The sequence below is a fragment of the Klebsiella sp. HN106 genome, from assembly GCF_051209435.1.
Classification (GTDB): Bacteria; Pseudomonadota; Gammaproteobacteria; order Enterobacterales; family Enterobacteriaceae; genus Klebsiella; species Klebsiella oxytoca.
In genome coordinates this window covers 626467-640739 of the sequence record NZ_JBLURD010000001.1, presented here as the reverse complement: position 1 = coordinate 640739, position 14273 = coordinate 626467, and the positions used below count along the sequence as shown (strand labels likewise).

13 protein-coding genes are annotated in these 14273 nt (G+C 52.7%); 4 read left to right on the top strand and 9 right to left on the bottom strand.

Going from position 1 to position 14273, the window contains the following annotated elements; translation table 11 throughout:
* Positions 1–58: 58 nt before the first annotated feature.
* The 3 genes from rstB to iraM all read right to left on the bottom strand — a co-directional run bounded on the left by rstB (position 59) and on the right by iraM (position 2753).
* Positions 59–1360, bottom strand: a complete 1302-nt coding sequence (gene rstB, locus ACSIPU_RS03005) for a two-component system sensor histidine kinase RstB (RefSeq protein ID WP_004102599.1) — start codon at positions 1358–1360, stop codon at positions 59–61.
* Positions 1361–1375: 15 nt separating this feature from the next.
* The gene (rstA, locus tag ACSIPU_RS03000; protein WP_004102597.1) at positions 1376–2095 is read right to left on the bottom strand and encodes a two-component system response regulator RstA; all 720 of its coding nucleotides are present in this window, start codon (positions 2093–2095) and stop codon (positions 1376–1378) included.
* A gap of 310 nt (positions 2096–2405) precedes the next feature.
* Positions 2406–2753 (bottom strand): anti-adapter protein IraM, encoded by a 348-nt coding sequence (gene iraM / locus ACSIPU_RS02995; RefSeq protein WP_004102595.1) that lies wholly within the window; start codon positions 2751–2753, stop codon positions 2406–2408.
* A 1031-nt stretch (positions 2754–3784) separates the two neighbouring features.
* On the opposite strand from iraM, the gene ACSIPU_RS02990 reads away from it, so the two are divergent.
* Entirely contained in the window at positions 3785–4120 is a 336-nt protein-coding gene (locus tag ACSIPU_RS02990; RefSeq protein ID WP_004102593.1) for a GlpM family protein, read from the top strand.
* Here the strand turns inward: ACSIPU_RS02990 and folM are convergent.
* The 3 genes from folM to ydgH form a co-directional block, all read right to left on the bottom strand.
* Positions 4117–4842, bottom strand: coding sequence for a dihydromonapterin reductase (folM, locus tag ACSIPU_RS02985; RefSeq protein ID WP_016810119.1), 726 nt, complete (start codon positions 4840–4842; stop codon positions 4117–4119). The genes ACSIPU_RS02990 and folM overlap by 4 nt on opposite strands.
* 36 nt (positions 4843–4878) lie before the next feature.
* A complete protein-coding gene (locus tag ACSIPU_RS02980; RefSeq protein ID WP_016810120.1) occupies positions 4879–6261 on the bottom strand; it encodes an amino acid permease in 1383 nt (460 codons plus the stop codon).
* A gap of 179 nt (positions 6262–6440) precedes the next feature.
* On the bottom strand, positions 6441–7391 hold the full coding sequence (ydgH, locus tag ACSIPU_RS02975; RefSeq protein ID WP_004102587.1) for a DUF1471 family protein YdgH: 951 nt from the start codon (positions 7389–7391) through the stop codon (positions 6441–6443).
* 522 nt (positions 7392–7913) lie between these two features.
* On the opposite strand from ydgH, the gene pntA reads away from it, so the two are divergent.
* The 3 genes from pntA (at position 7914) to ACSIPU_RS02960 (ending at position 11176) form a co-directional block, all read left to right on the top strand.
* Positions 7914–9443 (top strand): Re/Si-specific NAD(P)(+) transhydrogenase subunit alpha, encoded by a 1530-nt coding sequence (gene pntA, locus ACSIPU_RS02970; RefSeq protein WP_004102585.1) that lies wholly within the window; start codon positions 7914–7916, stop codon positions 9441–9443.
* A 10-nt stretch (positions 9444–9453) separates the two neighbouring features.
* Positions 9454–10842, top strand: coding sequence for a Re/Si-specific NAD(P)(+) transhydrogenase subunit beta (pntB, locus tag ACSIPU_RS02965; RefSeq protein ID WP_004102583.1), 1389 nt, complete (start codon positions 9454–9456; stop codon positions 10840–10842).
* A 145-nt stretch (positions 10843–10987) separates the two neighbouring features.
* Positions 10988–11176, top strand: a complete 189-nt coding sequence (locus ACSIPU_RS02960; RefSeq protein ID WP_004102581.1) for a YdiH family protein — start codon at positions 10988–10990, stop codon at positions 11174–11176.
* Between the two features lie 127 nt (positions 11177–11303).
* Here ACSIPU_RS02960 and uspE read toward each other — a convergent pair whose 3' ends face one another.
* From uspE to ogt, 3 genes are all read right to left on the bottom strand, one after another.
* Complete coding sequence (uspE, locus tag ACSIPU_RS02955; protein WP_004102579.1) at positions 11304–12254, bottom strand: universal stress protein UspE; 951 nt, start codon at positions 12252–12254, stop codon at positions 11304–11306.
* A 138-nt stretch (positions 12255–12392) separates the two neighbouring features.
* Entirely contained in the window at positions 12393–13145 is a 753-nt protein-coding gene (fnr, locus tag ACSIPU_RS02950) for a fumarate/nitrate reduction transcriptional regulator Fnr (protein WP_004102577.1), read from the bottom strand.
* Between the two features lie 193 nt (positions 13146–13338).
* Positions 13339–13854 (bottom strand): methylated-DNA--[protein]-cysteine S-methyltransferase, encoded by a 516-nt coding sequence (gene ogt / locus ACSIPU_RS02945; RefSeq protein WP_004113396.1) that lies wholly within the window; start codon positions 13852–13854, stop codon positions 13339–13341.
* Positions 13855–14273: the final 419 nt, after the last annotated feature.

The window sequence follows — 14273 nt, the reverse complement described above, 5'->3', positions numbered from 1 at the left end:
CAACATACTTTATGTTTTTTTAAACTATAGCAGACCTCAGCTCCTGCGCAAGGGCTCATCAGGCCGAGGTAAAATTCGGCAGCTGATGATAAACCGGCCAGCTAAAACAAAAACAGGCGCCACCGAGCCCGCTTGCCTGGCAATGGACTTCGCCAGCCATTGCCTGGGCAATACTGTGGACGATAGCCAAACCAAGACCGCAGCCGCCGGTGGCGCGATCGCGGCTGGGGTCGAGACGAACAAACGGCTCGAACACTTTCTCCCGCTCAGCGGGCGCGATACCTGGACCATCATCTTCGACGCGCAGCGTTGCGCGCGAACCCTGCAGCGTCAGGCTGACCTGAATACGCTGGTTACTGTAGCGCAGGGCGTTGTTCACGAGGTTATCCAGCACCCGTTCCATTAAGCGCATGTCCAGCGCGCCGTAATTTCCGTCCACGACTTCGCTTAGCGCAACGTCGCGCTGGGGATTCACCGCCTGAATATCTTCTACGCGATCGCCGAGCCACGCCGGGAAATTGGGGGTCGTCAGCTTCAGTTCATTCTGCGGGCGATCGAGGCGCGCATAGGTCAGCAGCTCTTCAATCAGGGCCTCCAGCTGGCCGATATCGCGATTTAACGCCTGTGATTCGGCTTCTGTAAGGTTCTCGCTCATCTCCAGGCGGTAGCGCAGACGCACCAGCGGGGTGCGCAGTTCATGGGCAATACCGTCGATCAGCTGTTTTTTGCTGGCGATAAGCGCGTTGATATTATCGGCCATCTGATTAAACGCCACGCCCAGCCGTTCGAAGCTGGACATGCTATCGAAGTGGATCCGCTCGCTAAGATGCCCGTCGCCGAAGCGCTGAGCGGCGGTTTCGATACGCAGCATATCCTGCCAGTGGGGGCGCATCCAGATGAATACGGGAAAGGCCAGCGAAATAGCGATGAAGGCCATCAGAGCCAGATCCAGCAGGCGCATCTCATGCAAAAAATAGAGATACGGTACCGGGCCGACGGAGAGCACGTAGTGGCTACGAGGGATACGCTGAATAAAGGTGTACTGATCGTCCAGGGCTACGATATCGCCAGCGCGCAGATGCTGCATCGAGTTTTCCGAGAGCTTGAATTTGCTGATAGGCTCGATATGCAGATCGAATGAAAGATTAAGGTCCAGCTCTTTGAGCGTTTTGCTCCAGTCGCGCGGCGGGATCTCGCGCAGCTCGCTGCGCATCAGATACAGCGAGCTCTTCATCAAATCATCCAGCGACTGGCGGCCTGCTCGCTCGGCGGTAAATTTGTACACCAGGCCGACCATCATCGTCATTACCAGAAAACAGACGAACAGCAGGAGGTAAAACTGCACAAACAGCTTTTTCATAGCCAGATCCGTAAATTAATTGTCCCACGCGTGCGGGGCGAATAAATAGCCTTTATTGCGTACCGTTTTGATGCGATAAGGCTCAGTCGCGTTGTCGAGAAGCTTTTTGCGCAAACGCGAAATGGCGACGTCGACGCTGCGGTCCATACCATCGTAGCTTACGCCGCGCAGGTTTTTTAATAGCGCATCCCGATCCATAATTTGTCCTGCGTGGGTCGCCAGCTCCCATAACAGATCGAAATCCGCGGTGGACAACGCGACGTTTTCCCCGCTGAGCATAACCTGACGATTGACCGGATCGATACTCAGCGAACCAAAAGCGATCGCTTTATGCGGCGTCAGCGAGGAGGGGACGCCGCTACTGTCCTGGGGGGGGACATGCTGGCGCAAATGCAGACGCAGTCGGGCTAACAGCACTGCGGGTGGCGTTGTTTTCAGAATATAATCGCTGGCGCCCATTTCGAGCGACAGGATATGGTTCATATCGCTATCCAGTGACGTAAGCAGCACGATGGGCCCTTGCCACTGGCCGCGTAAATCCCGGCACAACGTCATCCCATCTTTACCAGGCAGCATGATATCCAGCAGCACCAGATCGGGCTTTTCGCGCGCGATAACCTCTTCGGCACGGTCACCGCGAGGCTCAACCACGACGTCCATATCATGTTTCCCGAGATAGGCCGCAATCAGCGCGCCTACTTCGGCATCATCCTCAACGAAAACAATTTTATTCATAGCGTGTATGCTTACACTCATCTCTGGCTGATTGAATCTGTTGCCCTTAGGCGCGGTCAGTGCCACGCTTAAGGCATCATCAGGGCGTAGCCCGTTAATTCACTGTTGTCATTGTAAACTATTCGGGCATCAATATGAGCTATGAGTTAGCGATGAAATTCGCTATGATGGCTGAATTCGCGCAATGATTGATCAGATTTATGCTTTGCCGCGCGTTTAGCGCATCGTGCTGGATGCGGGCAGGACTGGCTGAAGAGCTTCTGCCCGTACAAAATAGATGCTGCTAAATTAAGGTGAGATCGAAGCTGCCTTATTCCATGCTCTTTTGCCTGGCGCCGTAGGGGCAGAGGACGAATTTGCAGATGCTTCTTCGGTTGCAAATTAGCAGCGTTGGATTTTGATTGCCGGGGCACTGGATAAACTTTGTCAGCGTTGACCATAGCTTTTCGCTATAGGGAAAAGCATGAATAACCTGTAAGTCGCCGGGCTCACCGTTTATGAAGACGTCATCTTGCGTGATGTTAATAACCGAACCGATGTTCAAAAAATAATCTCCATTATACCATATAATTAATTTCAGATTTCTGGCACTGGCCGCAACTGAAAATCCTGTTCCAGTTAAAGGACATACAAGACTATTTTCAATATTCCACTCCATGCTAGACGCTCTCCAGTAATTCACGAGCATTTTCGCGTTGATAAATATAGTTTAATGAGTTTCAGAGGCTTTTGGATTGTGTATAACGCAGGTCCGAACATGAAGATTCCTTTAGCTGGTTCTTATTCAGGCTAATATAAAATGATTGCGGTTATATGAGTGTCTAATACTAGTAAAGATAATAGCAACAAGTAAAAGATTCGAAAAACTCGGCAGGAGTGAACTAATAAACTGAAATGCATGTTATGAACAGAATTATATTCTGCAATGGATATTATGTTTAGATCGAAAGATCGTAAAATCAGTTAATTACGATCTTATTCACTGCGGTTGCTTTGATTAATGGCAAAGTATGCTTTTATATGAAATCGGTTTTATATTGATCTGAGTCAATAAATTATGCCTTATTGTGCTCTTTTTCTCAAAAAAGGCTACGTGCGCTATTTAAGGTTATGCGCAAGTAGAATAACGCAAAAGCAAGCGATTAAGATGAAAAACCATCCATGTCAATAAATGGTTTCTACCATATTTAGTAGGTATTGATGTGTATCATTTAGTTCCAGATAATAGCTCTATTTAACGCACGATATAATTGATATTTATTTCTTTTGTAGGCCCGTAAAAACGGAAGGCCGGCGTTCAGGAAGGGGGCTTTGCCTGCGGAGGCTGCAAAAAAGAAATACGCTAAATGGATGAGAAATAATGCTTGCGATAAATCTTAATCCGCTATAATGAACGAAAAATCGACTAATCCTTTACGCCTCGTTTGATAAAATAATTTATTTAAGCTCATGGGGTTAGCAGGCGTAAAATTAGCCGGAAATAGCAGACTCTGTTGCCTGGTAAATTGTCACTACGGCAAGCATTAATAACTGTTCATAAGGCATCAGAATGATAGGCGAGGCCATTGTGATGATGGGATTCAGGGCGCTGGCGGATTCTGCGCCATGGTGTCTGCGTTTGCACATTTATCAACAGCGGGACTTAGGTTATGCTGCAGGTTCTTGTTGTTTAAATGTTAAGGCAAAGGAATGGGGCTGTTGATAAAAGCGCTGCTCGGCGCGCTGGTCGTCGTCTTGATCGGCGTACTTTCTAAAACGAAGAATTACTATATCGCCGGCTTGATTCCGCTCTTTCCCACTTTCGCCCTGATTGCGCACTATATCGTTGCCAGCGAGCGGGGGATCGAGGCGCTGCGAACCACCATCGTATTCGGAATGTGGTCGATCATTCCGTACTTTATCTATTTGCTTTCGCTATGGTATTTCACCGGCATCATGCGCCTGCCGTTTGCTCTGGCAGGCGCGGTGGTGTGCTGGAGCCTGTGCGCGTGGCTGTTGATTATCGGCTGGAGCCGTTTTCACTAGCGCAGATGTCGTCCGCCGTCGACGGCAAACGAGCGCCCGGTAACGTAGTGACTGCCGAAGAGATACTCGATCAGATCAACGATCTCTTTTTCACCCGGCGCGATTTTCATCAGCGATTTGTCGAGGGCCTGTTTGCGGTACTCCGCATCATCACCTTCATTAAATAAAATCAGCGATGGGGCGATGGCATTAACTTTGATTTCCGGCGCCAGCTTACGAGCGAACGAGCGGCTCATATTATCCATTGCCGCCTTGCTGGCCGCATAGGCAATATGCTTGTCGCTGCCGCGCTCCACGACGTAGTCGGTAATGTGAATAATATCGCTGGCGGCCTGTCCGTGGCCGCGTAGCAGGCTCTCCAGCGCATGGTTGAGCAGGTAAGGGGCGTTGACGTGAATTTGCATCATGCTGGCGAGCACCGTGGTTAACGGGATCCCCGGTTTTTCAGCCATCCAGCCGCTGGCGTTATGAATGACGGCGCGCAGGCCGGCGGCGGCCTGCGCTTTTACTTCTTCGGCGAACGCCAGAATGCTGTCGTCAGTGCTGAAATCCGCGTGCAGACAAACGGCACCCGCATTACGCAGTTCGTCGATGGCCGGATACCATGTGCGGTAGCTGATCATAACGGGCTGCTGCCGGGCCAGAAAATGGCGAGCCAGGGCGAGACCGATGCGACGGCCTCCACCGGTAATCAGGATCGGGCGAGGCTGGATGTCAGCCATGGGTATCTCCTATGAGTTCAGCGGCAGGGTAACCGCTTACCCTACCAACATCCACGTTGCCGGTACGGCGGCAACCAGCAAAAAACCAATTAATGCCAGGTCACGGCGTTTAAGCGGGCGATCGTGCTGGTGTGTACGACGGGCATACAGGAACACCAGAAGACCCGGAGCGTAAAGTATCACTGACAACAATAAATGCACAGGGCCGGACGCATATAATAACCATAAGCCATAAATGCAGGCTCCGACGCCTACCGCCTTGTGCAGCGGGCGCCGGGCAATCTTCAGCAGAAATGCGCCGACCAGAAAATAAGGGACCAGAATCATCTCGGAGGCGATCGTCAGCAGCGTGTTGTAATCCGAGCCGGTCAGCCAAATCAATACCAGTGAAGCCTGCACGCTAATATTGGTGAGCCACAGCGAAGACGACGGCGCATTGTTTTTGTTGGTGCGCGCGAACAGACGCGGAAAGGCTTTATGGGTTGCAGCCAGATAGGGGACTTCCGCCGCCATTATCGTCCAGCTCAGGTAAGCGCCGCAGACGGAGATAATCAGCCCGGCAGCGATCACGATCTCGCCCCACGGGCCCATCATTTGCACCATCAGCCCGGCCATTGACGGATTGCGTATTTCCGCCAGCTCGCTCCGCGGTACGACGCCTAAAGAGAGAAGCGTCACCAGCAGGTAGACCGCCAGCGCGGAGAGTACCGCCAACAGCGTTGCGCGTCCGACATCCCGTTTATTACGCGCGCGAGCGGAAACCACGACCGCGCCTTCCACGCCGATGAATACCCACAGGGTGATCAGCATGGTGTTTTTCACCTGCTCCCATACCGGCACGCCCAGCGCCAGACCGCTAAAATCAATCCGGAAGGTCTCCATGCGAAACGCAAAGGCGGCCAGCGCGACAAACGCGCCGAGCGGCAGCAGCTTGGCAAGCGTCGCGGCGAGATTGATACCCGCCGCCGTTTGTACGCCGCGTAGCACCAGGAAATGGACAATCCATAGCAGCGCGGATGCGCCGACGATAGCTTGCCAGGTGTTGCCATCGCCGAACAGGCGCAGCTCGGGAGTATCGGTAAAAAAGCTTAGCGCCGAGAACACGATAACCAGATAGGAAACATTCGCGATAACCGCGCACAGCCAGTAGCCCCAGGCGGAGCAGAAACCAATCAGTTCACCGAAGCCTTCGCGGGCGTAGGTAAATATGCCGCCATCGAGGTCGGGGCGGATGCGGGTAAGCAGCAGCATAGCGAAGGCGAGGAACAGGATCCCCACGCCGGTAATGCCCCAGCCAATCAGCAGCGCGGAAGGACTGGCGACGGCCGCCATGTTTTGCGGCAGACTGAATACACCCGCGCCCAGCATCGAGCTGAGTACCAGCGCGGTCAGGGCGCTAAGGCCCAGTTTCTTTTCCATGGCGTTCCCGAGGTGACAATCATCAATCTAAGAATATTTATTTGGCGGAATCGCATAAAAATGGAGGATTACGCTAAGGCGCGGGATTTTACGGAGTGTTTTGTATGCATGCAATGGAGATAAATGAAAAAAAAAGAAAAGGCGACAGATCGCCGCCTTTTTGTTCAGTTCAGACGCCGTTATTTATACAGGTCGGCGCTGATAGTGATGTTGCCACCGCGCTCCTGCCACTGGCGTGTGATGTGATAGTACTTCGCGCCTTTCTTCGCGGCGCGCTTAGCCGTCTGGTAGGAGATTTCCGTCATGTTACCGAAATTACCGGTGAACTTGATGCTGTCATAAGGAACCATCTGCGCGGCGGTAATTTTGTTCACTTCCTCAACTTTGGTGCCGTCCGGGAGCGTGACGGTGTAACGTCCACCTTTAGAGGATTGCGTTTCAAAGAAACGGCCTACGCCAGTGCCGGAACCGACCGCTGCGGTCGTCGCAACGCCCGGAATTTCCACTTTCTTAGCCGCTTCTCCGCCTTCTGCCAGCGCGGCGCGTCCGGCTTCTGAATCGGCCGGGATCGCATCCGGGCTTTGCAGAACGCGCTTTTTGGCATCCGCTTTGTAGATATAAGCGGTGATACGCTGGTTGCCGCCCTGGTTAGCATCAACCTGGCGCACGATAAAGAAAGAGGCGGCGCCCTTGGCCTTAGCCGCTTTAGTGATGGCGTCGTTGACTTCCGGCTGGCTGCGGTAGAAACCTTGCACGGTAACGGTATCGAACGGTTCCAGCTCAACGGCCTGGTCTTTCGGTAATTCCATCACGCCGTTGATAATGCGATTTTTAGGCGCGTCGGCCTGCGGGGCGTTTTCTTTATAAAAATCGGCCGTTACGCGCAGGTTGCCGCCGCTGCCAAAATCAGACGTGTCGACAACATAAAAGGAAGCTGCGCCTTCTTTGTCCGCTTTACGGGAAACTGCCTGCACGGCGTCGCCAATGGCGTTAAAACGACCGGTGACCACTACGCGATCGTAGGGCTTCAGCGCCGCCGCCTGCTCCGGGGTCAGCTCGGTCGCTGCGTGGGCAGACAACGCGGTTGTAGCCAGAAGAGCAGACGCCAGGAGTGAGTTCTTAAGCTTCATAAAAATAATCCTTTGCCTTGCGCAAACCATGTACTGGTGTTGTTGTTGACTGAAAACGTTTGATTATTGCATTTATCGTGAGTGACTGTCTGCGTCAATTTTCAGTTGTCGCTCTAAACGTATAGTGCAGAAATATAACATTTTTCGATATGTTGAAAAAACAGCCGCTTGACCAGCAAAATCGATAATCAATATCACTTTCATAAGTTAACGTAATGTTAATACTATGATCCGGATGGCGATAAATGGTGAATTAACCCCTCATCCAGGCGAATTATCAGGTGCTGGCATGAAAATGAGGTAAATATTGCTGCCTGACACGGTTAGCCGTGCGTTTTACCAATAAAATCAAAATTTCTGTTTTATCGCTGTAGATCACAATCGGTATTTTCAGTAGGTTATAAAAAGTTTGTTACTGTTTCATTTTTTCAGACATATGTTGCCAGGCGCGTTCATCCGCCTTCGCAACGGTCGTTTGTAAGAAAAGTAAACCATCATCAAAAACCGATGGAAGGGAAAACTATGCGTATTGGTGTACCAAGAGAGAGACTCGCCCTGGAAACCCGGGCCGCCGCAACGCCGAAAACGGTGGAGCAGCTGCTGAAACTCGGGTTCAGCGTCGCGGTAGAAAGCGGCGCCGGTAAACTGGCCAGTTTCGACGACGAAGCCTTCGTTCAGGCTGGAGCGGAGATCGTGAGCGGTAATGACGTGTGGCAGTCTGACGTCATTCTGAAAGTTAACGCCCCTGATGACGATGAAATTCTGCTGCTGAATCCGGGCACGACGCTGATCAGCTTCATCTGGCCCGCGCAAAATCCGCAGCTGATGGAAAAACTGGCGGCGCGGAATATTAACGTGATGGCGATGGATTCGGTGCCGCGTATTTCGCGCGCGCAGTCACTGGATGCGTTAAGTTCGATGGCCAACATCGCCGGCTACCGCGCGATTGTTGAGGCCGCCCATGAGTTTGGTCGCTTCTTTACCGGGCAGATTACCGCAGCAGGTAAGGTTCCTCCTGCGAAGGTAATGGTCATCGGCGCAGGGGTTGCCGGGCTCGCGGCCATCGGCGCGGCGAACAGCCTGGGCGCGATTGTCCGCGCGTTCGATACCCGCCCGGAAGTCAAAGAGCAGGTGCAGAGTATGGGCGCCGAGTTCCTTGAGCTGGATTTTAAAGAGGAGGCGGGCAGCGGCGACGGTTATGCCAAAGTCATGTCCGAAGCCTTTATCAAAGCCGAGATGGCGCTCTTTGCCGCGCAGGCCAAAGATGTTGATATTATTGTCACCACCGCCCTGATTCCGGGCAAACCGGCGCCGAAGCTGATCACCCGCGAAATGGTTGACTCCATGAAACCGGGCAGCGTAGTGGTGGATCTGGCATCACAAAACGGCGGCAACTGCGAATACACCGTACCGGGCGAAGTGGTCACCACCGCTAACGGCGTGAAGATCATCGGTTATACCGATCTGCCGGGACGTCTGCCGACGCAGTCGTCGCAGCTGTACGGCACTAACCTGGTTAACCTGCTTAAACTGCTGTGTAAAGAGAAAGACGGCAATGTCGTTATCGATTTTGATGATGTCGTTATCCGCGGCGTTACCGTGGTTCGCGAGGGTGAAATCACCTGGCCCGCTCCGCCCATTCAGGTTTCTGCTCAGCCGCAGGCGGCAGCGAAAAAGGTTGAAGCGCCAAAAACAGAGGAGAAACCGAGCTCGCCGCTGCGCAAGTATGCGCTGATGGCGCTGGCGATTATTCTGTTCGGCTGGCTGGCAAGCGTCGCGCCGAAAGAGTTTCTCGGCCACTTTACCGTCTTCGCGCTCTCCTGCGTGGTCGGTTATTACGTAGTCTGGAACGTCTCCCATGCGCTGCATACGCCGCTGATGTCGGTCACCAACGCCATCTCCGGCATTATCGTCGTCGGGGCATTATTGCAGATAGGCCACGGCGGCTGGGTCAGCTTTCTGAGCTTTATCGCGGTGCTGATCGCCAGCATTAATATTTTTGGTGGTTTCACCGTCACTCAGCGCATGCTGAAAATGTTCCGCAAAGGATAAGGGGTAACAAATGTCTGGTGGATTAGTTACAGCTGCATACATTGTTGCCGCGATTCTGTTTATTTTTAGCCTGGCGGGGCTTTCCAAACACGAAACCTCCCAGCAGGGCAACTACTACGGTATTGCCGGGATGGCGATTGCGCTGGTGGCGACCATTCTGGGGCCGGACAGCAGCAACGTCGCGTGGATCTTGCTGGCGATGGTCATCGGCGGCGCTATCGGTATTCGTCTGGCGAAGAAAGTCGAAATGACCGAGATGCCGGAGCTGGTGGCGATTCTGCACAGCTTCGTTGGCCTGGCGGCGGTGCTGGTTGGCTTTAACAGCTATCTGCAGCACGAAACCGGTATGGAACAGATTCTGGTCAATATTCATCTGACCGAAGTGTTTCTCGGCATCTTCATCGGTGCGGTCACCTTTACGGGTTCCGTGGTTGCCTTTGGCAAGCTGTGCGGCAAGATGTCCTCTAAGCCGCTGATGCTGCCGAACCGCCACAAGCTGAACCTGGCGGCGCTGGTCGTATCCTTCCTGCTGCTGATCGTCTTCGTGCGTACCGACAGCATTGGCATGCAGGTGCTGTGCCTGCTGGTGATGACCGTCATCGCGCTGGCCTTTGGCTGGCACCTTGTGGCCTCCATTGGCGGCGCGGATATGCCGGTGGTGGTGTCAATGCTGAACTCCTACTCCGGTTGGGCGGCGGCGGCGGCGGGCTTTATGCTCAGCAACGACCTGCTGATTGTCACCGGTGCGCTGGTGGGTTCTTCCGGTGCGATTCTGTCTTATATCATGTGTAAGGCGATGAACCGTTCGTTCTTCAGCGTTATTGCCGGTGGTTTTGGTTCTGACGGTACGGCGTCCACAGGAGATGAAGAAGTGGGCGAGCATCGCGAAATCAGCGCTGAAGAAACCGCTGAGATGCTGAAAAGTTCCCAGTCGGTCATTATCACTCCGGGCTACGGCATGGCGGTTGCGCAGGCCCAGTATCCGGTAGCGGAAATCACCGAACGACTGCGCGCGCGCGGAATCAAAGTCCGGTTTGGTATTCATCCGGTCGCCGGACGTCTGCCGGGCCATATGAACGTCCTGCTGGCGGAAGCGAAAGTCCCGTATGACATCGTGCTGGAAATGGACGAGATCAACGATGATTTCTCCGACACTGACACCGTGCTGGTTATCGGCGCTAACGATACCGTTAACCCGGCGGCGCAGGACGATCCGGGCAGCCCAATCGCCGGTATGCCGGTACTGGAAGTGTGGAAAGCGCAGAACGTGATTGTATTCAAGCGTTCAATGAACACCGGCTATGCTGGCGTACAGAACCCGCTGTTCTTCAAAGAGAACACCCACATGCTGTTTGGCGATGCCAAAGCCAGCGTTGATGCGATTCTGAAAGCGCTGTAGAGTCAGGTCTTTTAAAACCTGTGCTTCTTAAGCCGTCTCTTCTGAGACGGCTTTTTTATATAGCCAGCGAAGCCATGATTTGCTCATAAAATCATCAGTTCAGAGTGATATAATACGCCTGTTTTTCACCCAAACTGAGGATATTATGGATACCGAGTTAACCCCCACGCAACTGGCTATCGAATTTCTGCGTCGTGACCCCGCTGCACTAACCCCCGCGCAGTATCTGAAAAAGCTGAAACTACTGGAACTTGAGTTTGCTGATTTGATGGCGCTCTCATCCATGGAGCTTAAAGAAGAGATCGATCACGCCTGGCGTTTAGGTATCCACTAACGTTTTCGTTACCGATATAGCTGTTGAAATAAGGGCCATGAGGCCCTTTATTTTTGCTATCGACATGGCAAAAAAATCCCCCGCGCGGGCAGGGGATGATTGTTATGACAGCGATAAACGGCGCTGGTTAATCGTCTTCTTCGTCATCAAGCTCAACCGGCGTCTGATACTGATCCGGTTTCAGCGCCAGCAGATCGCAGCGCAGGTGGTCGATAACCTGTTCAGCGGTATTGCCGAGGAAGGCCGCTGAAAGCCCGGTACGGCCAATCGTACCCAGCACCACGATCCCCGCCTGGAGATGCTCCGACAGGTCTGGAATGACCTCTTCAGGTAACCCTTTTTCAACATGAGTACGGTTTTCATCGATGCCGAATTTCTGCCGCAGCGCTTTCATGGCCAACAGGTGCTGGCCGCGTATGGCGTCGTTGTAGACGCTGGGGTCAAAATCCGGTAGCTCAATGGCAATATTGATAGGCGTAACCGGATAGGCGCCCACCAGATGGACCTCAGTATGGTTAACCTGTTCCGCCAGCTCAATGGTTTCTCTTACCAGCTTTTCATTGAGCGCGTTGTGGTAGTTCTCTTCACTGGCGAGATTAACCGCCACCAGCGCTTTGCCGCCTTCCGGCCACGGCTGATCTTTAACCATCCAGACCGGGCACGGACATTTGCGCAGCAGATGCCAGTCCGTAGGCGTGAAAATCACCGCTTCCAGCTTGTCGTGCTGGTGCGCCATCTTCAGAACCAAATCATGCTTCTCGCTTATGATTTCCTGAATAATGGCTTCGAAGGGGCGGTTATGCCACACCACTTTGATGTCAATGGGTACGCCGGACTCAATATAAAATTTGGCCTGCTCGCGAATCCAGGCGGTACGCTGCCCGATTACGCCCTGGCGCATAGCGGTACGCTCGTCCGGGGAGAGCAGGGTGGTCATTTCATAGGAAAAATCATAGATCGGCAAAAAGGCTTTGATGCGTCCACCAATCCGTTGGTGCAGATACACCGCACGCCGCAATGCAGGCTGGTCGTCCTGATTGGGGTCGATTACTACCAGCATGTTCTGATACTTCGCCATACAGGGTCTCCTTACAACTGTAACTACAGTCTGTAATTAAAAAGATAACCTATATGGATGAAATGAAACAGGGGATAAGCCTGGCCAGATCAACAAATGAGAAAAAAATTCGCGATCTGGCCGGATAGGAAGGAACTATCAGGCGACGTTGCGGGCCTGACCAGCAAGCTGCGCCAGCAGGTCGCTGTTTTCGATGGTGATGTATTTTCCTTTAACCGCCAGCATACCGCTTTTCTGGAAACGACCCAGCAGGCGGCTGATGGTTTCAACCGTCAGGCCCAGATAGTTGCCGATATCGCCGCGCGTCATGGTGAGGCGGAACTCACGCGGGGAGAAACCACGCTGTGCAAAACGGCGGGACAGGTTGTAGATGAAGGCCGCCAGGCGCTCTTCTGCGTTCTTTTTAGAAAGCAGCAGGATCATATCCTGATCGCCTTTGATCTCACCGCTCATCAGACGCATCATCTGCTGACGCAGATTCGGCATCTTGCCGGATAGGTCGTCGAGCGTTTCGAACGGAATTTCGCAGACCATTGAGGTTTCCAGCGCCTGGGCAAAGCTCGGGTGGTGGCCGGTGCCGATAGCGTCAAAGCCGACCAGATCGCCCGCCAGATGGAAACCGGTGATCTGCTCATCACCCTGTTCGGTAATGGTGTAGCTTTTAATGGTGCCAGAACGAATTGCATACAGCGATTTCAGCTCATCACCGGCTTTGAACAAGGTCTGTCCTTTCTGGATAGGCTTTTTCCGCTCGATAATGTTATCAAGCTGATCAAGCTCATGCTCGTTCAGAGTAAAAGGGATGCAAAGCTGGCTAATGCTGCAATCCTGGCAATGGATTGCACAACCGCCAGACTGAATGCGTCGTATAATTCGCTTTTCCGGGATCATAAGTCTGCTCAGGCTTTAATTGATATTGGTCAATTTTAACATCTTTTTGGTGAGCAGGTAAGCCTCGAACCTCTGAAACACGTAATATTAAGAGGGTAAATCCATTTTGTTAGTTATCCATTTGATTATTAATAGGTTATCTGGCTAATTTGGATTGTAAAGTTACCGGAAGCTTCCAAAAAGGCACTTACGGTCAAAGAAGCAGATACCCCTCATGGCGCAATAACCACTCTTTTCGCTGCACGCCTCCGGCATAGCCGGTCATGGTTCCGTTGCGTCCGATCACCCGATGGCAGGGCACCACTATGCTGACCGGATTTGAACCATTAGCAGCGCCCACGGCGCGCGCTGCGCCCGGTCGACCCAGCGCCTCCGCCAGTTGACCGTAATGCATGACCTGACCGCAGGGGATAGTGCGCAGCGTTTTCCAGACTTCCCGTTGAAAAGGGGTGCCTGCGGTAGCGGTAGGAAGCGTATCAATAATGGCGAGATCGCCCGCGAAATAATCACTGAGCTTACTGCTCAGGTTACCGGGATTGCGGGAATCTACCCGTTGGTAACCTTCATGCCGATAATGAACATCCAGCAGTTGCTCCATGCGATCGCGATGCTGATCCCACTCAACGGCCCGCAGGTTGAATTGCTCATCGCAAATCACCCAGAGCGGCCCCAGCGGGGTGTCAATTTTATCTTGTAGCAGCGTCAGCATCGGTAATCCTTCATCGAGGTTAGTTTGACAGGTCATCACCATAGCATGAGGCGAGGTTGGCAAACTATACCCCGAAAAGGTCAACAGAGAGGGTCAACATGGACTATTAATTATGATGTGAGTAAAGCGATGTTTATTGCGGTATTCACTAACTGGCGCGCGGGCAATGCGATGTTATCCGGCGGCGAATTTTCCTGTACAGAGAGGGCTATTTACCGGCAGGCGCCGGTACTCTTTATGAATTGACTGGCATTCTTTGAGGCCATATTTCCTGGCGTTTCTTCGCTGTTTTTTCAACAAAGGTGGTGATATGCAATATATGATGACTGGCGTTGTAGTAGTGATTATCAGCGGCTTAGCAATTCATCTGATCTCTTTGGCGATTGAGGGCCTGTATAAAGTTATCCGTAACCGCACGA

Excerpts from the sequence above, each read along its gene's own strand:
- rstB (WP_004102599.1), bottom strand. The coding sequence starts at position 1,360 with ATGAAAAAGCTGTTTGTGCAGTTTTACCTCCTGCTGTTCGTCTGTTTT.
- rstA (WP_004102597.1), bottom strand. The coding sequence starts at position 2,095 with ATGAATAAAATTGTTTTCGTTGAGGATGATGCCGAAGTAGGCGCGCTG.
- iraM (WP_004102595.1), bottom strand. The coding sequence starts at position 2,753 with ATGGAGTGGAATATTGAAAATAGTCTTGTATGTCCTTTAACTGGAACA.
- ACSIPU_RS02990 (WP_004102593.1), top strand. The coding sequence starts at position 3,785 with ATGGGGCTGTTGATAAAAGCGCTGCTCGGCGCGCTGGTCGTCGTCTTG.
- folM (WP_016810119.1), bottom strand. The coding sequence starts at position 4,842 with ATGGCTGACATCCAGCCTCGCCCGATCCTGATTACCGGTGGAGGCCGT.
- ACSIPU_RS02980 (WP_016810120.1), bottom strand. The coding sequence starts at position 6,261 with ATGGAAAAGAAACTGGGCCTTAGCGCCCTGACCGCGCTGGTACTCAGC.
- ydgH (WP_004102587.1), bottom strand. The coding sequence starts at position 7,391 with ATGAAGCTTAAGAACTCACTCCTGGCGTCTGCTCTTCTGGCTACAACC.
- pntA (WP_004102585.1), top strand. The coding sequence starts at position 7,914 with ATGCGTATTGGTGTACCAAGAGAGAGACTCGCCCTGGAAACCCGGGCC.
- pntB (WP_004102583.1), top strand. The coding sequence starts at position 9,454 with ATGTCTGGTGGATTAGTTACAGCTGCATACATTGTTGCCGCGATTCTG.
- ACSIPU_RS02960 (WP_004102581.1), top strand. The coding sequence starts at position 10,988 with ATGGATACCGAGTTAACCCCCACGCAACTGGCTATCGAATTTCTGCGT.
- uspE (WP_004102579.1), bottom strand. The coding sequence starts at position 12,254 with ATGGCGAAGTATCAGAACATGCTGGTAGTAATCGACCCCAATCAGGAC.
- fnr (WP_004102577.1), bottom strand. The coding sequence starts at position 13,145 with ATGATCCCGGAAAAGCGAATTATACGACGCATTCAGTCTGGCGGTTGT.
- ogt (WP_004113396.1), bottom strand. The coding sequence starts at position 13,854 with ATGCTGACGCTGCTACAAGATAAAATTGACACCCCGCTGGGGCCGCTC.